At 62.0% G+C, this 24,974-nt stretch carries 21 protein-coding genes; 14 read left to right on the top strand and 7 right to left on the bottom strand.

From position 1 onward, the window contains the following. Positions 1–5: 5 nt before the first annotated feature. From ACSC1P_RS19700 to ACSC1P_RS19680, 5 genes are all read left to right on the top strand, one after another. Entirely contained in the window at positions 6–1,181 is a 1,176-nt protein-coding gene (locus ACSC1P_RS19700) for an MFS transporter (RefSeq protein WP_435361911.1), read from the top strand. A 71-nt stretch (positions 1,182–1,252) separates the two neighbouring features. Next, positions 1,253–2,419 (top strand): thiolase C-terminal domain-containing protein, encoded by a 1,167-nt coding sequence (locus ACSC1P_RS19695; protein ID WP_435361910.1) that lies wholly within the window; start codon positions 1,253–1,255, stop codon positions 2,417–2,419. Then, positions 2,416–2,802 carry a Zn-ribbon domain-containing OB-fold protein gene (locus ACSC1P_RS19690; RefSeq protein WP_435361909.1) on the top strand — a complete coding sequence of 129 codons (387 nt, stop codon included), beginning with the start codon at positions 2,416–2,418 and terminating at the stop codon, positions 2,800–2,802. The genes ACSC1P_RS19695 and ACSC1P_RS19690 overlap by 4 nt, the downstream gene beginning before the upstream one ends. 31 nt (positions 2,803–2,833) lie before the next feature. After that, positions 2,834–3,334, top strand: a complete 501-nt coding sequence (locus ACSC1P_RS19685) for a gamma carbonic anhydrase family protein (protein WP_435361908.1) — start codon at positions 2,834–2,836, stop codon at positions 3,332–3,334. A gap of 87 nt (positions 3,335–3,421) precedes the next feature. Further along, positions 3,422–5,434, top strand: coding sequence for an AMP-binding protein (locus ACSC1P_RS19680; RefSeq protein ID WP_435361907.1), 2,013 nt, complete (start codon positions 3,422–3,424; stop codon positions 5,432–5,434). Positions 5,435–5,575: 141 nt separating this feature from the next. Here the strand turns inward: ACSC1P_RS19680 and ACSC1P_RS19675 are convergent, their stop codons facing one another. Both ACSC1P_RS19675 and ACSC1P_RS19670 read right to left on the bottom strand, forming a co-directional pair. Then, complete coding sequence (locus tag ACSC1P_RS19675) at positions 5,576–5,995, bottom strand: iron-sulfur cluster assembly protein (RefSeq protein WP_435361906.1); 420 nt, start codon at positions 5,993–5,995, stop codon at positions 5,576–5,578. Further along, positions 5,992–7,068 carry an amidohydrolase family protein gene (locus tag ACSC1P_RS19670; protein ID WP_435361905.1) on the bottom strand — a complete coding sequence of 359 codons (1,077 nt, stop codon included), beginning with the start codon at positions 7,066–7,068 and terminating at the stop codon, positions 5,992–5,994. Before ACSC1P_RS19670 ends, ACSC1P_RS19675 begins: the two co-directional genes overlap by 4 nt. 238 nt (positions 7,069–7,306) lie before the next feature. Here ACSC1P_RS19670 and ACSC1P_RS19665 point away from each other — a divergent pair, with 238 nt between their 5' ends. The 6 genes from ACSC1P_RS19665 to ACSC1P_RS19640 all read left to right on the top strand — a co-directional run bounded on the left by ACSC1P_RS19665 (position 7,307) and on the right by ACSC1P_RS19640 (position 13,947). Then, entirely contained in the window at positions 7,307–8,764 is a 1,458-nt protein-coding gene (locus ACSC1P_RS19665) for an aldehyde dehydrogenase family protein (RefSeq protein ID WP_435361904.1), read from the top strand. A gap of 72 nt (positions 8,765–8,836) precedes the next feature. Beyond that, positions 8,837–9,592, top strand: a complete 756-nt coding sequence (locus ACSC1P_RS19660; RefSeq protein ID WP_435361903.1) for an SDR family NAD(P)-dependent oxidoreductase — start codon at positions 8,837–8,839, stop codon at positions 9,590–9,592. A gap of 60 nt (positions 9,593–9,652) precedes the next feature. After that, entirely contained in the window at positions 9,653–11,329 is a 1,677-nt protein-coding gene (locus ACSC1P_RS19655) for an aldehyde ferredoxin oxidoreductase family protein (RefSeq protein WP_435361902.1), read from the top strand. A gap of 54 nt (positions 11,330–11,383) precedes the next feature. After that, positions 11,384–12,457: a 2,3-butanediol dehydrogenase gene (locus ACSC1P_RS19650; RefSeq protein ID WP_435361901.1), complete on the top strand. Its 1,074-nt coding sequence runs from the start codon at positions 11,384–11,386 to the stop codon at positions 12,455–12,457. A gap of 88 nt (positions 12,458–12,545) precedes the next feature. Next, the gene (locus tag ACSC1P_RS19645; protein WP_435361900.1) at positions 12,546–13,355 is read left to right on the top strand and encodes an aldo/keto reductase; all 810 of its coding nucleotides are present in this window, start codon (positions 12,546–12,548) and stop codon (positions 13,353–13,355) included. A gap of 97 nt (positions 13,356–13,452) precedes the next feature. Next, positions 13,453–13,947: a VOC family protein gene (locus ACSC1P_RS19640; RefSeq protein ID WP_435361899.1), complete on the top strand. Its 495-nt coding sequence runs from the start codon at positions 13,453–13,455 to the stop codon at positions 13,945–13,947. Positions 13,948–14,247: 300 nt separating this feature from the next. Here ACSC1P_RS19640 and ACSC1P_RS19635 read toward each other — a convergent pair whose 3' ends face one another. The 4 genes from ACSC1P_RS19635 to ACSC1P_RS19620 form a co-directional block, all read right to left on the bottom strand. Then, positions 14,248–15,147 carry an ABC transporter permease gene (locus tag ACSC1P_RS19635; RefSeq protein WP_435361942.1) on the bottom strand — a complete coding sequence of 300 codons (900 nt, stop codon included), beginning with the start codon at positions 15,145–15,147 and terminating at the stop codon, positions 14,248–14,250. Positions 15,148–15,251: 104 nt separating this feature from the next. After that, complete coding sequence (locus tag ACSC1P_RS19630) at positions 15,252–16,814, bottom strand: sugar ABC transporter ATP-binding protein (RefSeq protein ID WP_435361898.1); 1,563 nt, start codon at positions 16,812–16,814, stop codon at positions 15,252–15,254. Positions 16,815–16,854: 40 nt separating this feature from the next. Continuing rightward, the gene (locus tag ACSC1P_RS19625; protein ID WP_435361897.1) at positions 16,855–18,147 is read right to left on the bottom strand and encodes a sugar ABC transporter substrate-binding protein; all 1,293 of its coding nucleotides are present in this window, start codon (positions 18,145–18,147) and stop codon (positions 16,855–16,857) included. A 204-nt stretch (positions 18,148–18,351) separates the two neighbouring features. Continuing rightward, complete coding sequence (locus ACSC1P_RS19620) at positions 18,352–19,128, bottom strand: SDR family NAD(P)-dependent oxidoreductase (protein WP_435361896.1); 777 nt, start codon at positions 19,126–19,128, stop codon at positions 18,352–18,354. A 124-nt stretch (positions 19,129–19,252) separates the two neighbouring features. Between ACSC1P_RS19620 and ACSC1P_RS19615 the strand changes: the two genes are divergently transcribed. Both ACSC1P_RS19615 and ACSC1P_RS19610 read left to right on the top strand, forming a co-directional pair. Continuing rightward, positions 19,253–20,107, top strand: a complete 855-nt coding sequence (locus ACSC1P_RS19615) for a beta-keto acid cleavage family enzyme (protein WP_435361895.1) — start codon at positions 19,253–19,255, stop codon at positions 20,105–20,107. Between the two features lie 554 nt (positions 20,108–20,661). Next, on the top strand, positions 20,662–21,429 hold the full coding sequence (locus ACSC1P_RS19610) for an IclR family transcriptional regulator (protein WP_435361894.1): 768 nt from the start codon (positions 20,662–20,664) through the stop codon (positions 21,427–21,429). A 942-nt stretch (positions 21,430–22,371) separates the two neighbouring features. Here the strand turns inward: ACSC1P_RS19610 and ACSC1P_RS19605 are convergent. Continuing rightward, positions 22,372–23,631, bottom strand: coding sequence for an MFS transporter (locus ACSC1P_RS19605; protein WP_435361893.1), 1,260 nt, complete (start codon positions 23,629–23,631; stop codon positions 22,372–22,374). An 87-nt stretch (positions 23,632–23,718) separates the two neighbouring features. On the opposite strand from ACSC1P_RS19605, the gene ACSC1P_RS19600 reads away from it, so the two are divergent. Continuing rightward, entirely contained in the window at positions 23,719–24,921 is a 1,203-nt protein-coding gene (locus tag ACSC1P_RS19600) for a TAXI family TRAP transporter solute-binding subunit (protein WP_435361892.1), read from the top strand. Positions 24,922–24,974: the final 53 nt, after the last annotated feature.

The raw sequence follows: 24,974 nt of genomic DNA, 5'->3' as shown, positions 1-24,974 counted from the left end.
GTATCATGCAAGATCGCCGCGCGTGGACAGCGGTGCTGTTCTGCTTCGTGGCCGGACAGGGGGTCCTCCAGCAGACGAGGGGTGCTCTCTTGCCGAGTTTCGAGCAGGAGTTCACCGTCACGCAGGAACTACTCGGGATGGTCGGGCCAGCTGGGACGCTCGGACTGTTGGCGAGTGTGATGTTCGTCGGGATGCGCTCGGGGAAACTCGACGTGACCCGGATGCTCGTCTTGGGAACGGCAGCGACCGTCGTCGGGGCGCTCCTCCTCAGCGTAACGTCCTCGTTCCCGACGCTTCTCGTCTTCCTGTTCGTGCAGGGAGCGAGCGTCGGAATCGTGCGAGCACTCGACCGCCCGCTGCTCAGTCACCTCTATCCGGATGGCCGGGGGAAGCTGTTCAACCTCTACGCGCTGATGTGGGCGCTCGGCGCGGCGACGGGCCCGTTGTTCGTCAATGCCGTGCTGGAATCCGCAGACTGGCGACTGGTGTACGGGCTTGTCGGGGTCGGATTCGTCCCCTTGCTCGTCGGGATGTGGCGGCTCGAACTCCCAGAAGGGACGTGGTCTGAGGAGTCCATCTCGACAGATTCGCTCCGAACGGTCCTTCGAAAGCCGGCTATCGTCGGCATGGTCGCGGCACTCCTCTGTAGCGGCGCAATCGAGGGGACGGTGTTCACGTGGCTCCCGTTCTACGCGTCACAGTTCATGGCTCGTGACGCGGCGAACGTCCTCCTTTCTAGCTTCCTCGTCATGTACATCCCTGCTCGGCTGACCTACAGTTTCCTCGTGGGCCGCATGGGCCACCTCGTACTGGTCGTCATCGTCGGACTCGCGTCGCTGCCGCTTCTCGTCGTCGCGTTCGTCGTCCGTGCCGAGTCGTTGTTCCTCCCGGCTGTGATGGGCCTCGGCTTCCTGATATCCGGGTTCTTCCCGACGCTCTCTGCGTTCGGGATGGACTCGTCGCCGGCGTTCGGCGGGCCGGTGAACGCCATCTCGACCGGAGCGAACTTCGTCGGCATCACGCTCGGCCCGTTCGTGGTCGGACTCGTGGCCGGCCAGGTCGGCATCACACAGGCGATGCAACTGCTCGTCGTCGCCATGGCTGGGCTGGTCGCCATCACGGTCCTCACACACATCTCCGTGGGGGACTCTCGGGCAACCGTCGCGAGCGACCCGACCTGATTCGAGACGGCTTGCCCGGTTTTTGACTCGACCGAAATACCTACGCTCTCGGACTCGCATTCCATTGCTGTATGCAACCAGTCCGCATAGCGGGCGTAGCGGTGACTCCGTTCGGCGACCACTCGGAGAGTACAGGGAGGGAGCTGTTCGCGAAGGCGAGCACCGACGCATTGACCGACTCTGGCGTCCATCGAGCCGACATTGACGAAGTTCTGTACGGAAACTTCATCGGCGAGGTCACGGAATCACAGGGCCACCAGGGACCACTCGCGGCCGAAGTCGTCGGGACGAACGCGGCCGCGACCCGGTTCGAGAGCGCCTGTGCGTCGGGCGGGGTAGCGCTCCGGGCCGGCGTTCGGGCGGTCCGAAGCGGCGACGCCGACGTCGTCCTCGTCGGCGGTATGGAGCGGATGTCGCACGTGGACGTCGGCGGCGTGACGGACGCGCTGGCGCTGGCGGCAGACGACGTCCACGAACGCCGCGTCGGGATGACGTTCCCCGGGGCGTATGCGCTACTCACCCGGGCGTACTTCAGAGAGTACGGCGGGACGCGCGAGGACCTCGCGGCCGTCGCCGTCAAGAACCACGACAACGCACTGGCGAACGAGAACGCCCATCTTCGTGAGCGGATTTCGACCGAGGACGTTCTCACCGCACCGGCGATCGCCGAACCGGTCGGTCTGTACGACGCCTGTCCCATCAGTGACGGGGCCGCAGCCGTCGTCCTCGTGAGCGACGAGTACGCCGACGCGAACGACCTCGATGCATCGGTCGCGGTGACCGGGACCGGACAGCGAAGCGATACGCTCGCGCTCCAACGCCGACTCGACCGGGCGTACACGCCGGCGACCGAGCACGCGGCCGCAGACGCGTACGACGAGGCAGGAATCACGCCGGCCGACGTGGACCTCGTCGAAGTCCACGACTGCTTCACCATCGCGGAGGTGCTCGCTATCGAAGCGCTCGGGTTCTACGACCCCGGTGCGGGAATCGATGCTGCAGCGACGGGCGAGACGACGCGAGAGGGCGGCCTCCCGGTCAACCTCTCTGGTGGCCTGAAGGCGAAGGGGCATCCAGTCGGCGCGACGGGCGTCGCACAGCTGGTCGAACTGACGAAACTCCTCCGCGGCGACCACCACCACAGCGACTCGGTCCCTGACGCCGAGGTCGGCCTCGCCCACAACGCTGGTGGCACCGTCGCGAGCGCCGTCGTCCACGTCGTGGAGGTGGTCGCATGAGTGTCGTGAGCGAGGCGGGCTACGACGCGTTCCTCGACGCTATCGAGGCGGGAGCGGGTTTCTACCTGGAGTGCGAAGCCGGTCACGGGGCAGTTCCACCAACACAGCGCTGTCCGGACTGTGGTGAGACCGACCTCCAGCAGCGACCCCTTCCGTCGAGTGGCGTCCTCGAAGACGTGACCACAATCCACGTTGCGCCTTCCGGGTTCGACGTCGAGACGCCGTATACGGTCGGCATCGCTCGATTCGAGGCAGTGACGCTCACCGGCGTCGTCCGTGGTTCAGCAGCAGACGAAGCCGAGACATCAGTCCGAGTGGTCCCCCACGTCGAGCGCACCGAATCGGGTGACGACCGACTGCTCGTCTTCCGCCCCGAACACTAGCACTATGTCTGAGGAGCGAGGAGTCACTGCTATGCACGAACCACTCCGTGATGCGAAACCCATCGTCGCCGATTCCGCGTTCGTCTCGGACATGTCCTACCTCATCGGCGACGTCGTCGTCGACGAACGAACGAGCCTCTGGCCGTTCACCTGTCTGCGCGGCGACGGGGCGACGGTCGATGTGGGCAAAGAGACGAACGTCCAGGAGTTCACGATGCTCCACGGGGCGACACTGGGCGACGAGGTGACCGTCGGCCACAACGCGGTCGTCGACTTCGCGACGGTCGAGGACCACTCACTGGTCGGGATGCACAGTGCCGTCCTTCGTGGCGCGACCGTCGAGTCGAACTGTATCGTCGCGGCGAACACTGTCGTCCTCCAGGGCCAGACGATTCCCGAGGGCCACCTGGCCTACGGCACGCCAGCAGAGACGAAGCCACTCAGCGACGACCAACTCGACGAAATCGCCCGGACGCACGAACACTACGTCGAACTCGGGCAGGAGTACAAGTCGGCCGGTCGATTCGAGTAGCGACTCGGCGACGACAGAACTGTCGCAGGCGTTTCCCCCACCCCGGTATCTTATGCTCTGTGCCCACGTTACTCTGAGCCAGACGCCATGTCAGACCAGCCTGCGGATTCGGCAGCGATAGCGCACGAGCCGTCACAGGCGTTCGTCGAGTCGACAAACGTCTGGGCGTTCATGCAACAGTACGGCATCGACGACTACGAGGAACTCGTCGAACGAACGACTACCGAGGTAGATGGGGACCCCGCGTCGGGCGTCGACTGGTTCTGGGACGAACTCGTCGACTACCTCGACATCGAGTTCTACGAGGGGTACGACGCGGTTCGAGACATTAGTGATGGGCCGCAGTTCACCGAGTGGTACCCCGGCGGGACGCTCAACACCGCCCACAACGTCGTCGACCGGCACGCCGCACGCGACAGCGAACGGCGAAACAAGGTCGCACTCATCTGGGAGGGCGAACCGGGAGACACGCGCGAGATAACGTACTACGAACTCGCACGGCAGACGAACCGCGTCGCTAACTATCTGGAGTCGGCCGGCATCGAAACTGGCGACACCGTCGGCCTGTACATGCCGATGGTCCCCGAGGTCGTATCCATCCTCTACGGCTGTTTCAAGGTCGGTGCCATCGCGGTGCCCATCTTCTCCGGGTTCGGCGTCGACGCTGCGGCGACGCGCATCGCCGACGCCGAGTGTTCGGTGCTGTTCACCGCCGACGGTTTCTACCGGCGGGGTGGCGAAATCACGCTCAAGGGGGCCGCGGACGACGCCATCGGCGAAGCCGGCCACGTCGAACACACCGTCGTGTACGACCGCCTTGGCAGCTCGGAAGCAGACTCCGCTGTCGAGGTTCCATGGACAGACGACCGCGACGTGTGGTGGGCAGACGCTGTGGCCACAGCGTCGCCCGACTACGAGACGAAAGCACTCGACGCGAATCAGGAGTCGATGCTGCTGTACTCCTCCGGAACGACTGGCACGCCGAAAGGCATCGTTCACACGCACGCCGGAGCGCTCGTGCAGTGCGCGAAGGAGATACACTTCGGCTTCGACCAGCAGCCGGCCGACCGGTTCTTCTGGGTGTCCGACATCGGCTGGATGATGGGGCCGTGGACGCTCATTGGGAACCACGCCTTCGGCGGCACGGTCTTCATGTACGAGGGCGCGCCGGACCACCCCGAACCGGACCGGTTCTGGGAGATGGTCGACCGGCACGACCTCACGCAGTTCGGCATCTCGCCGACGGCCATCCGCGCCCTCAGAAAGCACGGCGACGAGTGGGTCGAACCGCACGACCTCTCTAGTCTCAGAATCCTCGGCTCGACCGGCGAACCGTGGGACCCCGAATCGTGGCACTGGTTCCACGAACACGTCGGCGGCGGTGAGGCTCCCATCATCAACATCTCCGGGGGCACCGAAATCTGTGGCTGCTTCCTCATGCCCATGCCCATCAACTCGCTCAAACCGTGCAGTCTCGGCGGCCCGGGCCTGGGAATGGACATCGACATCGTCGACAGCGACGGCGAGAGCGTCCGCGAGGACAACGAACGCGGCTATCTCGTCGCTCGCGACTCCTGTCCCAGCATGACGAAGTCACTCTGGTCCGGCGACGAACGCTACCTCGACGAGTACTGGAGCACGTGGGACGACCTGTGGGACCACGGCGACTGGGCGCAGAAAGACGAAGACGGCTTTTGGTTCCTCCACGGCCGCGCCGACGACGCGCTCAACGTGGCCGGGCGGAAGGTCGGCCCCGCGGAGATAGAGGGCGTCCTCTGCGAGCACGACGCTGTCAACCAGGCGACGGCAGTCGGTGTCCCGGACGACACGACCGGCACCGCCGTCGTCGCGTTCGTGATTACGGAACCCGGTGTGGAAGCGAGCGACGACCTCGCGGCGGAACTCCGCGAACTCGTCGGCGAGGAGCAAGGCAAGCCCTTCCGTCCACGGGAACTCCTGTTCGTAGACGACTTCCCACGGACCCAGTCTGGGAAGATTATCCGGCGCGCCGTCGAGGCGGTGTATCGCGGTGAGGACCCCGGTGACCTCTCGTCGATGGAGAACCCGGAGTCGCTGGAAGCCATCGAATCGTCGCTGTAGCGGTCGCTGTCCAGCTAATTTTCGAAGAAGCGTCGAGACGAGTCGCGGCGTGTGGCCGCGAAATCGGGACAGTGGGTGCAGTGGGTATGGCTGTCTCGACGGCTGTGGCAAGTGGTGTGGTGTTCGTTCGTCGGTACGGGCTCAACTGGTTCGCTCTGCGTAGGGTGTGACACCGGCGTCGTCCATCCGACGCAGGAACCGGTCGCGACGGTCCTCGCGTTCTTCCTCGGCCATCCGGTCCTGTGTCCAGACTTGGCCGCTGGTGTCCTGATGGACGTCTACCTCCTCGACCGAGTCGAGGGCTTCGACTCGGTCGATTATCTCGTCGTTCATGTCGATGAAGTACGTACACAGTTGCGAGGTCAACAGGAGCGTCACTACGACGCGACTGCCGCCGTCCTGTGTCTCGATGCTCTCGACGAGGCCGAGGTCGAGGATACTGACCGGGTGGTTGCTCATGCAACTGCACGGGTCGAGTACCTCTGCTAACTCGGCCTTGACGGCGGTTTTGAGGTCGTCGTCGAACTCGGTGTCGGGTGTGATGTGGCTGGTGGTACTCATGCGCTGGTTTCGTACGTCGACCAGGGAGCCACCGGGAAGTCTTCGCTCTCGCGAAGTTCCTGGCGCTTCTGGTCCCATTTGTCGCCCTCGATCTGGTTGCGAATGTCTTCGGGGTCCTCCCCGAGCAGGCGGAGCGCGTTCTTGCCGAGGATCTTCTCTTTGTCTTCCTGCGTGACTTCGGGGTAGTCCTGGTTCATCACGAGGTCTTCCGGCATCTCGAAGTTCCAGATACCCTCGATGGGTGGCTGCGGGTGCAGCGCCGTCGCGCCGCTGGCGAACAGGATGCGGTCCGGCCCGGCCCAGTACAGCATCTCACCGAGCGACTCGGCGAACTTTCGCGGGCGCGAGTTGACCATACAGGCCGTGTTCTCCAGGTTCGCCCACACGTTGTCGTGGCTCGCCATCGCGAATACCGTCTCTTCGAGGAACGAGAAGCCTGCGTGGATGATTTCGAAGTTCAGGTCCGGGAAGGACAGCGCCGCGTCCTCCACGTCGGCCATCCGGAAGTATCGGACCGGGGCCGTCGCGAACGGGATGAACTTGTGCATGGCGACGGTGTCGACGTCGCTGTCGGCCGCGGCTTCGAGGATGGGCCACACGGCGTCCTCTGTCAATTGCAGCGAGAGGTCCTGCCCGTTCTGGTAGCGCGACGGGTAGAGCTTGATGCCCTTGACGAAGTCCTTCGAGGCGTAGTGGTGGACCTGCTCGACGGCGTCGTCTTCGAGCGGGTTGATGTCGACGTACATCGACGTGCGCGTCGGGTTCTGCTCGCAGAACTCGAAGCCCTTCTCACGCGAGACGTACCCGTCGTGGAAGTAGTCGTCGAGCGGCAGCGAGTGGTACACCGTGTAGTCGATTTGACTCTCCAGGAAGATGAGACGGGCCAGTTCCTCGGGCGAGTGGTCGCGGTAGAACACTTCCTCCGACGGCACGTGGCTGTCGGGCAGGAGTTTCGCGCCGAGTTCGTAGGTTTCGTCGTCCCATCGCTGGGCGTGTGGGTGCTTGTGGTTGTCCGGTGTGTGGTTAAAGCAGTGACTGACAGAGTCAACCACTAGCGTTTGGTTGTCTAGCATGCTCCGAATGAGTCATACAGAGTATCGCTAATAAACCTTCGGTGGTGACAGAGGCGTTTTGTATTGTCGAGTAACACTACGCCGACGGGAGAGTGATTCAAAACGCGCCGGAAACGATGCTGGAGTAACGTAATATGGGAACTGAAGCTTCTAATACTGGGAATATGTGACCGATTCTGGTTTCATAGCTCCTCGTCCCACCCAAATCGTTATTGGCACTTGGTTGAATGTGCAATCGATGTCCGAACAGCGAGCAACGGTGCTGCACAACCCGTACGAGCTAGTGATAGACGGCGACGAACGGCCCGCAGCGTCGGACGAAACGATGGCTGTGTACGACCCGGCGACCGATTTCGCCCTCACCGAGGTCGCCGTCGCCACCGAAGACGACGTTTCCGCGGCTGTCGACGCGGCCGCAGACGCGCTCGAAGAATGGCGGCGGACGCCGGGGAAAGAACGAGCTCGAATCCTGCACAGATTCGCCGACGCGATACGCGAGGACAGCGAGCGCCTCGCACGCATCGAGTCGCTCGAAAACGGCAAGCCCCTGTCGGCGGCTCGGGGACAGGTTCGACGGTGTGCCCGCCACTTCGAGTATTACGGCGGCATCGCTGACAAGCTCCAGGGAGAGAGCATCCCCCTCGACGAGTCACACGTCGACTACACGATTCGCGAACCCCTCGGCGTCACCGGCCACATCGTCCCGTGGAACGTCCCCATCTACCTGTTCGGGCGGAGCGTCGCGCCCGCGATGGCGGCGGGGAACACCGCCGTCGTGAAACCGGCGGAGGAGACGCCACTGGGGGCGGTCGAACTCGGCCGGCTCGCCCGTGAGGTCGGCCTTCCGGACGGCGTGCTCAACGTCGTGCCGGGGACGGGCACCGAAGCCGGCGCCGCGCTCAGTGGCCATCCAGCCGTCGACTCGGTCACGTTTACCGGGTCGGGTCCGGTCGGGACGGAAGTCGCGAAAAACGCGGCGGAGCACGTCAGCACGGTCCACCTCGAACTCGGTGGGAAGAGTCCGAACGTCGTGTTCCCCGACGCAAACCTCGACCACGCGGTCGCTGAGACGATGAAGGGTATCTTCACGAACGCCGGGCAGGTCTGCTCCGCGGGGTCGCGCCTCCTCGTCCACGAAGCCGTCCACGACGAGTTCGTCGACGAACTCGCGGCACGGACCGCCGAGTTGACGCTCGGGCCTGGCGTCGACGACCCGGACATCGGACCACTCGTCTCCGCCCACCATCACGAGTCTGTCGTGGAGTACCTCGACGTGGGTCGCGAGGAAGTCGGCGAGCCAGTCGTCGGCGGGGGCGTGCCGGACCGAGCGGGCAACTTCGTCGAACCGACCGTCTTCGACGGCGTCACCAACGACATGCGCATCGCCCGCGAGGAGATATTCGGGCCCGTCCTGAGCGTCATCGAGTTCGCCGACGAAGCCGAAGCCTACGAGATCGCGAACGATTCCCCCTACGGCCTCGTTGCCGGCGTGTTCACCGAGAACGTCGGCCGCGCCCATCGGTTCGCCCGCGAGGTCGACGCCGGCCAGATTTACGTCAACGAGTGGTTCGCTGGTGGGAACGAGACGCCCTTCGGCGGGTTCAAAGCCAGCGGGGTCGGGCGTGAAAACGGCGTGCAAGCGGTGGACAACTACACCCAGATAAAGAACGTCTGTCTCAACGTCGCGCGTCGGTGACTCTGACGACCTTGAACGACCGAGGCGACCGTCGAGGAACCTTTTTACCGAATCGCGTGAATGTGTCCCACGATGCCTCAGAGATTAGCCGGGGCAGTCGCACTCGTCACGGGTGCCGCCTCCGGTAACGGCCGAGCGATAGCCAGACGATTCGCCGAGGAAGGAGCCAGCGTCGTGGTCGCGGACCTCCGCGAGGACCCGCGACTCGGCGGCGACCCGACACACGAGTGTATCGAACGAGACGGTGGCGAAGCCATGTTCGTCGAAGTCGATGTCACCGACGTGGCGGCCGTCAGGAACGCGGTCGAGCAGGCCGTCGACACCTTCGGCTCGCTCGACGTGATGGTGAACAACGCCGGTATCGACCGCCAGATGCCGGTCGAAGAGGCCACGGAGGAGGACTTCGACTTCCTCATGGACATCAACCTCCGCGGGGTGTACTTCGGCTGTCAGGCGGCCATCGACGTGATGCTCGACCAGCCCGACGGCGGCCGAATCGTCAACATGTCCTCCATCGCCGGACTGAGGGGACTGCCGAACTCGTCGCTGTACTGCACGTCGAAAGGCGGTGTGACGAACCTCACCCGACAACTCGCCGTCGAACACGGCGAGAACGGTATCCGGGTGAACGCACTCAACCCCGGTATCATCGAGACCGCGATGACGCAGGAAGACGGGGACACGGCGGGCGGTCTCCTCGAACAGACGCCGCTCGACCGGGCCGGGCAACCCGAAGAGGTCGCCGACGCTGCGCTGTTCCTTGCGAGTGAGGAGTCGTCGTACGTCACCGGGCACAACCTCGTCTTGGACGGCGGCCTGACTGCCTGAGAGGAGAGAACCGATCTTCGGCGGAACGACTTTGTAGTCACTCGCGCATTCACTGTGTGTATGCTTCGCACTGAGGGACACCTCCTCACCGTCGACTGTAGCGACCGCACTACCAGTACCGAAGCCATCGACGACGTGTTGCAGGCGTTCGTCGGTGGCCGGGGCGTCGCGACTCGCCTCGCCCACGAGCGGATTCCGTTCGATGCGGATCCACTCGGCCCCGAAAACCGACTCTACCTGACGACGGGTCCGATGCAGGTTTCGAACATGAGCTTCACCGGCCGCATGAACTGTACCGCGGTCTCGCCACAGACCGACGGCTTGCTCTCGTCGAACGCTGGCGGGTTCATGTCTCGCCACATCGCGGACACCGGGTACGCCGCCATCGAGTTCGTCGGCGCGAGCGACGAACTCGTCATCGTCCACGTGACCGACGACGGCGTCGAGTTCGAACCCGTTCCCGAACTCGAACAGGCGACGGTTCCAGAGACCTGCGAGTACATCGAGGCCGAACACGGTCTCGACGCCGAGCACACCGCCTGCATCGGCCCGGCCGGGGAGAACGCGGTCCGATTCGCCTCCATCATGACGACGGAGAGTAGGGCCTTCGGCCGCGGTGGCCTCGGGTCGGTGCTCGGCTCGAAGAACGTCAAGGCGGTCACCTTCGAAGGCGACTCGCGCCCGGACATCGAGGTGCCACCGGTCCAGATGGAGGTCCACCGCGACGCCGCACAGTCGGACAGCCTAATGAAGCGACAGGGGACGACGAACGTTACCGACCTCGCAAACGAGGTCGAAGCACTGCCGACGCGGTACTTCTCCGAACTCTCGTTCGAGGGCGTCGACGGCATCAACGGCGACAGCGTCGAGGAGAAGAAGTACAAACGAGGCACTTGCTCTGCCTGCGCGTACGCCTGTAAACTCCCGACGAAGGACGAGGAGCGCGGTGTCGAGACCGAAGGCCCGGAGTTCGAGACCGTGATGGCGTTCGGGTCGAACGCGGGCGTCGACGACATCGTCGACGTGATGCAGTCGAACGACCTCTGCGACGAGTTCGGGATGGACACCATCTCCTGTGGCGACGTGATTTCTGCGTACCTCGCGAGCGAAGACGCGTTCGGTGACACCGACACCATCTTCGAGACGGTCGAGAAGATAGCCCACCGCGAGGGCATCGGCGACACGCTCGCCGAAGGCGTCGCGCGCTGTCACGAGGAACTGGGCGTCGAGAACTGGTCGGTCAAGGGGCTGGAGTTCGCGGCCCACGACGGTCGCACGCTCCACGGACAGGGACTCAGTTACGCGACGGCGAACCGCGGAGCCGACCACATGTACACCACGCTGTACTCGTGGGAGTACCCGCTCGTCGACAGCGAGGAAGCCATCGGCAAGTCCGGGCTCGAAGGAAAGGCTCCCTTCGTCGTGAAACAGGAGAACGCCCGTGCGTTCGAAGACTGCGGCATCGTCTGTCGGTTCGCCCGTGGGACGATGACCGAGGAGCGGTACGAGGGCCTGTTCGATGCGGACTACGAAGACCTGATCGAAATCGGGTCGCGCGTCGTCGAACTGGAACGCCACTTCAACAACCAGCGCGGGTTCGACCGGTCGGACGACACGCTGCCCTACGACCTGCCCGACTTCGAGGCGGCCCTCGACGAGTACTACGCCACGCGCGACTGGAACGACGACGGGACCGTCCCTGACGACCGCGCGTCGACGGCCGCTGCAGGGGACTGACGACCGTCGGACGGAGACGAACGCTTTTGTGGATGTGCTGTGTTACTGTGGAACATGAGGGTTGCAAAGTACTACGGCTCCGGAGACATCCGGGTCGAATCGGCTGACGAGCAGACACTGGGCCCCGACGACGTCCGCATCGACGTCGAAGCCTGCGGTATCTGTGGCACCGACCTGCACGAGTACAAAGACGGTCCGGACCTCACGCCGTCCCCCGACTCCGAACACCCACTGACCGGAGCCTCGCTGCCGGTCCCGCTCGGGCACGAGTTCAGTGGCACCATATCTGAAGTCGGGGAGGACGTGACCAATGTCGCCGTAGGCGACCCCGTGACGGTCAACCCGGCCATCGTCTGTGGCGAGTGTCGCTACTGCGCCGAGGGGCGACACAATCTCTGTGAGTCGGTCGCGAACATCGGCATCTCCGCGCGAAGCGGCGGCTTCGCCGACAGCGCCGTCGTCCCGGCGGCGAACGTGGTGGCGCTCCCCGAGGGCATCCCGGTCGAGTACGGCGCGCTCGTCGAACCGTTCAGCGTCGGTATCCACGCCACGCGGCGCTCGGGGATGCAGACCGGCGATTCGGTCGCCGTCTTCGGCGCGGGCCCCATCGGCATCTCCATCGTCCAGGCGGCGAAGGCGGCCGGCGCGACCGAGATATTCGTCTCCGAACCGCGCGAAACTCGCCGTGACATCGCGGCGACTGTCGGCGCGACGACGACGCTTGACCCCGTCGAGACGGACGCCGTGGAAGTCATCTCCGACGCCACCGACGGCGGGGTCGACGTGGCCTTCGAGGCCGTCGGTATCGAGCCGACGTTCAAAGCGGCCGTCGAGAGCACGAAACGCGGCGGCCAGATTACTGCCGTAGGCATCTCAGACGCCGATGTCGGCCTAACGCCGAACGAACTCGTCGTCGTCGAGCGGAGCATCAACGGCTCGAACGGCTACCTCAGCGGCCCACAGGCCGAACGCGAGTTCTCGATGGCGACGCGCTACCTCGAAACCGGCCAGTTCGACGCCGAGGAAATGATAACCGGCCGCGTCGCGCTCGACGACATCGTCGAGGAGGGATTCGAAGACCTACTCGACCCCGAGAGCGAGCACGTGAAGATACTCGTCGAACCGTAGCCAGTCCACGCCGACGGATTGGTCCGGTGAAACGTCTGTTTCCGCCCCCAACGATACGCTTTTCATCGCGGTGTGCGAACTCGTGTCTATGCCAGCAGCACCACTGCCGAGGCTCGGCTTCGGCACCTACGACGTGAGCGACCCGGCGACCATCGAGACTGCACTGGACATCGGCTACCGACACCTCGACACGGCGCAGTGGTACGACAACGAGGAAGTGGTCGGTACGGGCCTCGAACGAAGTGATGTCGCTCGCGAGGACGTGACCGTCGCCACGAAGGTGCTCCCGGCGAACCTCGCGGCCGACGACGTACTCCGGACGACGGAGGAAAGCCTCGACCGCCTCGGCGTCGACACTATCGACCTGTTGTACGTCCACTGGCCGACGAACGCCTACGACCCAGAAGCGACACTCGGTGCGTTCGACCAGTTCTACGACGACGGGAAGATTCGACACGTCGGCCTGAGCAACTTCACGCCCGCGCTGCTCGACGAGGCCAGCGACCTGCTCGACGCGCCCATCCTCGCGACGCAAGTCGAGATGCATCCACTGCTCCAGCAGCGCGAACTCGTCGAGTACGTCCAGCGCGAGGACATGTACCTCGTCGCGTACTCGCCGCTGGCACAGGGCGAAGTGTTCGGCGAACCCGTGTTACAGGACATCGCGGAGACCCACGGCGTGAGTGTCGCGCAGGTCAGCCTCGCGTGGTTGTTCAGTAAGGACAACGTCGCAGCCATCCCGAAAGCCTCTGGCGACCACATTCGGGACAACTACGAGACGCACTCGCTGGCGTTGACCGACGACGACCTGGCTCGCATCGACGACATCGACCGCGAAGTTCGGACGGTAAACCCCAGCGAGGAATCGCGCGTCGACAGTACGCCCTGGGCCGAATAGACGTTTCGTCGACCCGCCGTTGAGCCGCCTGTTCTCCCCACCATCGACCCGCCAAATCCGAACCTATTTGCTGTTGTATGCCATCGTATGGCACGAAATGTCCGCGAAACCCTATCCGCGTGGCCTCGCCCACGTCGGACTCACCGTTTCAGACCTCGACGAAGCGATCGAGTGGTACACAGACGTCCTCGGCTTCTCCCACGTCGAAGGCCCGAACACCATCACGGCGAACGAGGGCCACGGCGGCCGACAGGCCGTCGACGTTCTTGGAGAGTTCGAAGAGATGCACTTCGCGCACCTCGCCACTGGGAACCAGATCGGACTCGAACTGTTCGAGTTCACGTCGACCGAGGGTGACACCGAGCCGGACCCGACGCGGCCGGGACTCTTCCACCTGTGCGTCATCGACCCCGACGTGGAAGGACTCGCCGCCCGAATCGAAGAAGCTGGCGGCGACCACCACTCCGACGTCTGGCAAATCTTCGAGGACGACGACGAGTACACGCTGACCTACTGCAAAGACCCGTACGGGAACCTGCTCGAAATCTACTCACACAGCCACGAGCGCATCTACAGCAACCGGCCTGACTGATTCGCCCCGATCGCGGCCGACCGCGTCGAAACGAGCGACCACCACTTGCGACACACTTTTCGAGGCACGCCATCGTGAGCGAGAGCGAGCGCTGACGCCGCGAAGTCGACCGACGCGGTGCGTCGTCGAGAGCGACGCTGTTCGTGGCGACTACTTCAGGAGAGCGACGACGACGGACGAGAACCAAAACAGCGACTCAGTACCAGCACTCGTCGGACGAGACGACGGACAGACTGGGCGACGACAGAGACGGGCGACCGAAAGACGGTCGAACGGGACCGGGTGACGTGTTCGACTCGCTCACTTCACCACGTCTATCTTCCGGCGGTCGATGGACAGCGCGACTGCGGCGACGACGACGACGCCGAGGACGATCTCCTGAATGAACGGGTCGACCGCGGTGAGGTTCATCCCGTTCTGTAGCACGGCGATGACGAGGACGCCGAGGAGCGTCCGGTGTGGGCCGCCGACACCGCCGGTCAGGGCGGTCCCGCCCATGACGATGGCCGCGATGCTTGGCAGGAGGAACCCTTCACCCATCTGTGCCGACCCCGACGAGATGCGGGCCGCGAGCAGTGCGCCCGCGACGCCACAGAGCAGGCCGGAGAGGATGAACGGGTAGATCTTGTACCGGTCGACCTTCGCGCCTGCGAGTTCGACGACACGCTCGTTCTCCCCGAGCGCGTAGCAGTACCGACCGAACTTGGTCCGCCACGCGAGGAACACCGTGAAGCCGTAGAACAGCAGGCCCCACATCACGAGGTTCGGGATGCCCGGAATCCACTCGCCGGTGGCGATGTCTCGGACAGTGTCGTTCCGGAACGTGATGGACGAACCTTCGGTCACGATGAGCGCGAGGCCGCCCATTATCGAGAGCGTCCCGAGCGTCACCAGGAACGAGGGCACCTTCAGCTTCGTGAAGACGATCCCATTCACTGCCCCAGCGGCCATCCCGACCAGCACGGCGATGACCAGCGCGAACACACCGAAGTCGCCGACCAGTACGGCCGCGACGACGCCAGTGAGGGTGACGAGTTGTGCGACCGAGAGGTCGATACTCTGTTGCAGGATGGGGAACGTTCCCGCCAGCGCGACCAACAACAGGAACGCGCTGTTCTTCGCGACGTTGCTCACGAGATTCCCGTAGGTGAGGAAGTTCTCCGACTGGATGGAGAAGATGATGCCGAGGACTATCAGCATCGCGAACGGCCCGATGTCGATTATCCAGTCTTGCATCGTCCGTTCTTCTCGTTTCTCGGCTATCCACTCCGACACCGCGCTCGCGTTCGTGCTTTCACTCATGGTCAGATCATCCGCTGTATCAGTTCTTCTTCGGTCGGCTTGTTGCCGGGCGATGCGTCCAAGACGTCGTCGCCGAGGCGACCCTTCTTCATCACCGCGATGCGGTTCGACATCCCGATGACCTCGGGGAGTTCGTCGCCGATGAAGACGATAGAGACACCGTCTTCCGTGAGTTCACGACAGAGGCGGTAGACTTCCTCTTTCGCACCCACGTCGACGCCCCGCGTGACGTTGTCCACGACCAGCACCGACGACTCCTGTGCCAGCCAGCGAGCGAGGACGACCTTTTGCTGGTTACCCCCGCTCAGTCCGTGGACGAGTGCCTCCGGGCCGGGTGTCTTGATGTTCAACTCCTCGATAGCCCGGTCGGTCATCTCCTTCTCTTCTTCGAGGTCGAGCAGTGGGAGCGACCCGTTCATCGTCCGAACCGCGGCCAGTGACGTGTTTTTCAGGACGGACTGGAACAGCAACAGCCCTTCGGACTTCCGGTCTTTGGGGACGTAGCCGACGCCCGCTTCGACCATGTTCGAGACCGATCCGGTCTCGACCGGGGCCTTGTCGACACGAATCGTCCCCTCGGTCGCGCGCATGTCGCCCGCGAGCATTCGACCGAGTCGTTCCTTCCCGGAGCCTTCGACGCCGACGATGCCGAATATCTCGCCCTCGCGGACGGAGAACGAGACCGGCCCGATGTCTTCCTCCTCGGACCGGAGCTTTTCGGCCTGCATCACCGGCTCGCCGAGCGAGGACTCGGAGCGCTGGTCGGGTATCTTGTAGTACTCAGATGAACTCTCCCTGCCGACCATCTTCTCCTGCAGCAGGTCTTGCGTCGCGTCCGCAGCCATGACTTCGTGGACCAACTCGCCGTCTTTGAGGACGTACACTCTGTCGGTGACCTGTAACACTTCGTCGAGTTCGTGGGAGACGAAGACGAACGTCGCCTGGTCGCGCAGGTCGTCGATGCGGTCGAACAGGAGTTCACGGCCCGCCTCTTCGAGCCCCGCCGTCGGCTCGTCGAGGAGGATGACCGGGTTCTCGGACTTGCTGGAGCGATGGAACGCCTTCGCGATTTCGAGCATCTGGCGCTCGTTGAACGAGTACTCTTTGACGTACTTGTCCACGTCGAGGTCGATGCCGAGGTCGTCGACGAACTCCTGGGCTGCCTCGCTCATCTCACCTCGGTTGAGGATGCCGAACTGGGACGACTCGCGTGCGAGGAACAGGTTCTCGTACCCCTTGAGGTTCGGGATGACGTCCTGTTCCTGATGGACGAGCGAAACCCCGTACTCCGCGGCTTCCCGCGGGTTCGAGAACGTGACCGACTCGCCATCGATGGAGATATCGCCCTCGTCTGGTTGCAAGACGCCGGTCAGGATGTTGAGCAGGGTGCTCTTTCCCGCACCGTTCTCGCCGACGAGGCCGACGACCTCTCCCTGGTCGATGTGCAGCGAGACGCCGTCGAGTGCGGTGACGTGGCGAAACGACTTCGAGATGTCTCGGACTCGGAGGCTGTGTTCGCGATGTGCGGCCGACGCCTCGTCTCCAGGTGTTGCGCTCTGTGACATTTTATTTGACATGGGTTCGCACGAGGTGAGGTGACATTGGCTACTTCAGTGGGTTCGTCTTGTAGTGGTCTTCGTACATCTTCTCGACTTCGTCCAGCGCGCCGGTGTCGGAGTAGGCCGATGGGATTTCGTACCCGCTCGGCCGGTTGTTCTCCTTCCAGCTGAGGAGGCCCGGCTCGACCATGTCCTCCTTCCGGACGGGGACGAGCGAGTTCTGCGGGTCCCAGCTGTCTTCGCCGGCTTCGACGACGGACATCTTCTCCCAGTCGTACGGGGTCGAGTCGCCTTCGAAGATCTGCTTGTTGAAGTCCCCGGCGTCGAGGACGGGCAACGTCTCGATCATGTCGAACTCGCCCGTCTCCTTGACGAGGATCGGACTGCCGTGGAGCATCATCCGCTCGCCGGGCTTCGGCTTCCAGCCGTTGGCGAAGTCGTGTGCCTTGACCAGACACCAGCCGCCTTGCCACGGACCGAGGGACGAGACGGACGCGGTGAACCGGCCTTCTTCGACGAGGTTGAGTGCTTCGGGGATACCGTCGATACCGACGACTTCGACGTCCAGGTCGTTCTCCTCGGCGATGGTGAGCGCGCCGAGGCCGACGGCGTCGTTCTGGCCGAACACGCCGTCTATCTTGTCGCCGAACTGTGAGACGAAGTCGGACATCACCTTGCGTGACTCGGACTTGACCCACCGCCCCTGCTGCGGCGGCGCGAGCAGGTTGATGTCCGAGTACTCGTCCATCGCCTTCTTCAGCCCGATGTTTCGGCCGGTGTTCGCCGCGTTCCCGCGCACGCCCTCGATGTGGACGATGTTCCCGCTGCCGCCCATCGCCTCGAACAGGGCTTTCGCCGCGGTGTAGCCGTTGTTTATCGCGTTGGGCATGAAGAACTGGACGAACTCGTCGCCAGCGTCCTGCGGTGTGTACCACTTGTCGATGGTCCACAACATCGTGAGCGGGACGCCCGCGTCGACGGCCGCCTCTGCGATCGGCGGGACGCCGGAGTTCGTGAACGCCTGTCCCATGATGAGGTCGACGTTGTTCGCGATACCGGAGTCGACTTGCTGAATCTGCTTGCTGAGCTTTCCTTCGTTGAGTTGGACGTTGGTGTCGTAGCCGAGTGCCTCTGCCGCTTCCTTGTATCCCTTCACCCACGACCCCCAGTACGCGTTCGAGAGTCGGGTGATGGTCGCCATCGACTTTCCACCGCCGCCATTACCTCCGGAGCCGCCGCCCCCGTCGCCACCGCCGGAGCCCTCGCCGTCGCCACCGCCGAGGCAACCGGCGAGACCGCCGAGACCGACGGTCGCGCTTCCGAGAGCGGTTCCTTTCATAAACCCCCGTCTGGAGTGGGTGCTGCTATCTCTTACCATGTATCGGACGTTCCGTAGATTAGAGTCCCGGCATATATAATTTATGTACGTGATATTATTCGTTCTGTAATATCAAAAATACTACAACGACACCCACGGCTGCAAGAAGGCTGCTTGCACTCCGTCGCTCGCAATTTCGTGTTCAGTGAGTCGCGTCGACGTCCATCAGTACATCACCTTGCCAGCGGAGACGTTGATGTCCTGTCCGGTGACACGGTCAGCATCGTCCGAACAGAGGTACGCGACAGTCTGTGCGATGTCTTCTTTCTGGACGAGTTCGTTCCGTGGACTCTCTCCTTCGGCTTCCTGCCGAACGTCTTCGTAGGTTCGACCGGACGCTTTCGCCTTCTCCTCGAAGACCTGCTTGATTCGTGGGCCGTCGACCGACCCCGGACAGACAGCGTTGACGTTGATGTCGTGTTCCCCAACCTCGGACGCGAGTGTTCGGGTGAAACCGATGAGGCCCATCTTCGTCGTCGCGTACGGTGTCCGCTGTGTGAGCGGTCGTTTCCCCGTGACCGACGCGATGTTCACGATGCGTCCGTAGGACTGCTCTTTCATCGCCGAGAGCAACTGGCGACACATGAAGAACGGTCCTCGAAGGTTGACGGCCATCGTCTGGTCCCAATCTGCTGGGTTCACATCTTCGCATTGCGCCGTCGGCCCGGCGATGCCAGCGTTGTTGACGAGAATCTCGATCGTGCCGAACTCGTCGAGTGCCGCGTCGACAGTTGACTCGACGCTCTCGAACGACTGCAGGTCGGTGTGAATCGGATAGCACCGGACGTCCTCTTGTTCGACGAGTTCCGCTGTTTCGGCCATCTCCGTCTCGTCGATGTCTGCGACGACGATGTCTGCACCCGCTCTCGCGAGTTCGCGACAGATGGCACGGCCGATACCGCGACCACCACCGGTAACGATGGCAGTGCTTCCTGATACCATGTATCAACACGTATTCGAGGTCGCTATTAAACGTACCGCAAAATTCGTTGACAAGTTTTCTTTGGTCGTGCTTCGCTCGACCCACCCAAAATTATAAATCTCGGATGACCGCTCTTTCTACCACATGGCGTACACTGGGTACAACGACTACTTCGAGAAGCCGCTCGTCATCAGCGTCGCGACGACGGGTGGCCACCAGGGAAAGGAAGCGAATCCGAACCTGCCCGAGCAACCAGAAGAGATCGCACAGGACCTCGCGGCGTGTGAGGAGGCTGGCGCATCCATCGTCCACCTTCACGCCCGCGACGAAAACGGTGAGAACACGAAAGACGTCGCCCGGTTTCAGGAAATGCGCGACTGCATCGACGAGTACTGCGACGACATCATCGTGAACTTCACTACCGGTGGCGGTGGCATCTACCCGCGCGAAGAGCGCATCGCACCAGTACTCGAAACCTCGCCGCGACCGGAGCTGGCGACGATCGACCTCGGACCCATCAACTTCGGACAGACCCGGACGGCTGAGAACACGCGCGAACAGAACGAAGAGTACGCGGAGCGGATGCGTGACGCCGGTGTGAAGCCGGAACTCGAACTGTTCAACCCAGGCCAGATTCCGGAGGCCGAACACCTGATCGAGGAGGGACTCCTCGACGCGCCGTACTGGGCGACGGTCATCTTCGGGATGCAGAACGGGATGCCGCCCGGGCCGCGGAACCTGATCAACTTCGTCGACAACCTCCCCGAACCGGTCGAGTGGCAGGCGCTCGCCGTCGGCAGGCACCAACTCCCGATGACGACGGCGGCCATCACCTTGGGTGGCCACGTTCGCGTCGGGATGGAGGACAACGTCTACTACCGGAAGGGTGAGCTGGCGGAGAGCAACGCACATCTGGTCCGTCGGACCGCCAGAATCGCGTCGGAACTGGAACGTCCAATCGCGACGCCGGACGAGACCAGAGAACTGCTCGGGCTGTAACCGGAAAATCACCCCTCGTTTTCGAGAGCTACAACACCCATAGTAGTATCTGAAACAGGCCTTGACTGGATTTTTGGGGGCTCTATCCCGTTTTCACGTCTCACGAACGAGTCACGCTCGGGGCGAGCGACCGGTCGAGATACGGTCTCACATTATTTCTTAATACGATGCTAGAGGTCTGAGTACGGTTGATTCCAGCAGATTCGTTCATTTCGGTGGGAAGCTATTCGCACACCATTGGTTGCCGTCGATTCGCCTACCCGGGAAATCCCGGACTACCCTCGATGGAGGGGTGTCTGCAAGTCATTCGTTTTCACACGATAAATCGACTGAACGACCACCAATTGTGGTCACATCTGAATGAAACACGGAATAGTATATCACGAACGTTCACTAGGTACTATTCTCGATGACTGAATTTTAAGTACCTTTCACGGCCGAAACACCGGGTCATCACCGCACTATGCCCTGTCACTTGTTGACACAGTATGATGAGAAAGCGGTACATTCGCACATACGGAATATTAAGTACTATCCCCCCTATACGACAGACTATGGGAACCCAGAACGGTGGTAGAACGCTGCGGACCACGGAGACGTCGCTCGAAGTCGTCGAAAAGCTTCGAGAACTGGACGGTGCGAGGGTCACCGAACTCGCAGAGGAGATGGGCGTCGCACCCAGTACGATGCACGCCCACCTCACGACGCTCAGGGAGAAGGAGTACGTCGTCAAGAGCGGCGACGTGTACCACCTCGGGCTGAAGTTCCTCTCCCTCGGGAACTACACTGCGACTCGAAAGGAGGCGTTCAAGACGGCGAAGTCGTACACGACGCAGCTCGCAAACGAGACGGAGTGTCGAGCCGTGTTCGTCGTCGAGGAGAACGGCCGGGGTGTCTACCTCCACACCGGCTCGGGTAAGCACGCCGTCTGGACGTACTCGACCATCGGAAAGCGGTTTTACCTGCACCAGACGGCCGCTGGTAAGGCGCTCATGTCTGACTACCCCGAACCTCGTGTCGAGCAGATCGTCGAACAGTGGGGTCTGCCCGCTCGCACTGACAACACCATCACCGACTACGACACGCTCGTCGCCGAACTCGACCAGATTCGCGAGAGAGGAATCGCGTTCAACGAGGAAGAACAATTGGACGGTGTCAAAGCAGTCGGCGTCCCAGTCAGGGGACCCGACCAGCAGGTCGTCGGTGCGTTCAGTGTCGCGAGTCCAGCCAACCGCGTCGACGAGGAGCGCTTCAGGGAGGAACTGCCGAACACGCTGCTCGGTGTCGCTAACGAGTTCGAACTCGAGGTTTCTCTCTCCTGACGCAGCGGCCGGTGGTCGTTACAATACTAATTTTGTAATGGCGCTCTTCGACCCACTGTTTCTAACTTTTCCCAGTCCGGACTTGGCTTCCTGAGTCTTCATTTCCTCGTCGGGTGACTTTCTCAGTTAGTTTCCGGAGAACCATATCGACTCGAGGTCTACGAGGCAGGCATGATCGCTTTTATCGTACATGAATTCACGACGCTGTTCACTCGTACGTTCCTCGAAGTGCCACCCAGGGTGCCAATCCCAGCCACCACGAACTTCGCTCGTAGTACGACTCACCGTCGTTCTTCTCTGATTCCGATAGGCCGCCGTGCAATTTCTGTTAGCGTTCAAGGGAGCGTGTCCTTTTTCCACGGACTCGAATGGTGCGTGAGATTGAAGCAGTGAGGTAATTATTTGTAAAAATGTGGTTTCTATACCTTCCCAAATTTTGTCAGCCATATTTTCGCCCTGTGATTCGACTGTCTCCACATCACCAGCGAAAGTTTGTGGGATGGAATTGCTAGTGTATATCAATACTATTGTCGATAGCTGTGTCTTGCTCGATGGCCATAATCGGGAATACTTAGACCTCGATCGTATCTTTCTGGCCAGATGACTTTGAATCACAACGTCTTCTGATTCACAAAATAGTCTATCTACACAATTCTGACTAACGGAACTATGAGCAAGTAAGCCCGTGTGATGCGTGGTGTATTCTACAGTTTGGGCCTAGAAAAATATGTTTGAGGTCTAAATCACGGTGATGGTGGTGGTATTTTCTAAAATTCTCCATGATTCGGTTCTATTCTGTGCCTCCAGGGGACAACCGCACTTATAGCTCAAAATATATTTTGTTTGGACAATAGACAATATTCTTTCAGACATTGTGTATTCTACAATCAGGACTCTTGCTGTAACTACTCATGCTCACCCGATTCGACTCGTCGGATTTGTTCAAGTTTGGGAGTGGCTCTGGCTGTCCGTGAGAGAACTGGAGTGATGGAGACCGGCGAAGACGAGGCATCCAACGCCAACCGTGCCACCGGCGACGCCGGCGACGACGACGACGGTCTGTATCGCTTCGACCGTACCGACTGAAGACGACAGGTCGGTCACTGCGATGCCGAGGACGACGGGTGTGATAGTCGATCCGATTCGGGCTAGTGCCGACCCGAGACTCACGAGTCCGCCGCGAAGGGTCTGAGACATCGCGGTGATGACGCTGCGGTAGAGCGATAGCGTCGTGCCGAAGCCAAATCCGACTAGCGCACTTCCGAGGACCACGACCGGGAAGGACGGCGCGAACCCGACGAGTGCGAGTCCGACGTTCATGCCGACCGTCGCGACAAAGAGCGGGACGAACCGCGTGTCGAAGTACGCGGTCATGCGGCCACTCTGCGTCGCAGAGAGTGTATGTGCGAGACTGGCGGCTGCGACCAGCAACCCTGCCTGCCCCGGTGACCCATCGAGGACGCTGACGATGACGAGCGAGTTGTACGTCAGAAACGCGGTGTAGACCGCGTTCGGGACCGCACGGGCGACGAGCAAGGCGACGGCTTGGGCGTCGAGGTACGAGACGAGTGCATGGAATCCCGGTTCGTCGTCGGTCGCGGTCGATTCGTCTCGCTCGCTCGGTTCGTCGAGGTAGCGATAGAGAATCAGCGCGAGCGGGATGGAGATACCGTAGAGGAGGAACGGCAGTTGCCAGGCGATGGCGACGAGGAGTCCGGCCAAGAGTGGAAACACCATCATCGTGATTCCAGAGGTGGCGAACCGGACTCCTTGCGCCGTTGCTTCTGCGCTCCCACGGAAGAGGTCACCAGTGCTGGTCACGAGGATCGGTGTCAAACCGGAGAACCCGATCCCCTGCACGAAGCGGAGCAACAGCGCGACGCGAAAATCTGTCGTCGTCGCCACTGCTGCGCCGGCGAACCCGAAAACGAGTAACCCAGCAATGAGGACCGGTTTCCGACCTCGACGGTCGGCGATAGTGCCGGCGAGTGGAATCGCGACGATGCTCGGTGCGGAGAAGGCAGTGATGAGGAGTCCTATCTGCGCACTCGAGACGGCGAACGGGCCGGTAAGAGCGCTCAATAGGGGAGAGATGAGTGCGACACCGAGTGGTGGCGTGATGTTCGTCAGGAGTAGTAACTGGAAGCTCTCGTCGGAGAGGACGTCAGCGTTCTTTCCGAAGACATCGGAGAGTGAGACCACCGTTCTTGGTTACACATTTCGACCTGTGCATAAGACCGCGTCGTATTCGACAAGTTGCGAAGCACGAGTGCTTGTGCCACTGTAAAAATGTATAACCGTTGTCTGTATTACGCGACGACTCCTGGTTTAGAAAATTTCTCCAATAAGGATTTAAAAATTTCGCGCCGAAGGGCGCAGCGCGTGCCCCCATGGAAGGTTTTTTACGATATGAATGATTATGATGGTCGTATGCGTGGTAGTGACACAACCGCAGGTACGAAGCGACGTGCTTTCTTGAGACGTTCGGCTGGACTGGCAGGTGCCGCCAGTATATCGGGACTAGCCGGATGTTTCGGGAGCGGTGACAGTGGTAGTTCAGACCGACCCGGGTCCGACGGTGAATTGATTATGAAGACTGCTTCCGAGACGACGGCAGCGTATTCGATGAGCCAGGTCATCGCATCGGCCGTCAGCCAGAACTCGGACGTGTCGGTCGACGCCCGACCGAGTCAGGGGACCAACCGAAACGTCTCCGAGGTCGTCCAGGGGAAGACCGAAATCGCGTACATTCAGAACTGGACGGCGAACAAGATTCGACAGGGCGAGAAACCGTTCGCCGACCTCGACCACCAGCCGTATCAGGTGTTCCACCTCTACGACCTCGCGTGGTTCCTCGCGTCGGCGAACGGTGGCTGGGAGAGCGTCTCCGACATCGGTAGTGGTGCGACGGTCTCTCCAACCCCCAGTGGGTCCGGGACGGCGGAGATGCTCGAACACTCGCTGAGTTTCGTGACCGAAGACTACGAGCGAACCAGTGTCAGTTACGGTGACCAGGCCGGAGCGATGAGCGAAGGACGACTCGACGTCGGCGCAGCGACGTACGTCAACCTCTCCATCGAACCCGGTTGGCTCCAGCAGATGAAGAGTACGGTGGACCTCCGCGTCCTCGACTGGCCGGACAAGGTCGTCCAAGAACTGAAGGACGACCCGGCAATCGTCGTCTCGGACATCGACATGAGTCAGTTCGAGAACTACGGTTACACGCCCGACACGCTCAGTACGCCGACGCTGGCGTACAACTTCATCGTTCGTGACGACATGGACTACGACACGCTGTACTCGTTCCTGGAAGCGCTCTGGGCACAGCGCGAAGGGCTCAAAGAACAGACCGGGCTCCTCGCACCCTTGTCGTCTGGCGACGCCTGGGTGAAGAACGCCTACGCAGGCATCCCGTTCCACCCGGCTGCGGCCGACTTCTACGAGGAGCAAGGCCTCTGGTCGGACGAGTTCGAGCGCGGCGAGGAGCCCTGACGAGGCGCGGAGAGGAAACTTCCTTCAACTTCAGTTATGACAGAGACACCTAC

The sequence above is a fragment of the Haloarchaeobius caseinilyticus genome (assembly GCF_051207395.1).
In the GTDB taxonomy this organism is placed as follows: domain Archaea; phylum Halobacteriota; class Halobacteria; order Halobacteriales; family Natrialbaceae; genus Haloarchaeobius.
This window is presented reverse-complemented; position numbering and strand designations above follow the sequence as displayed.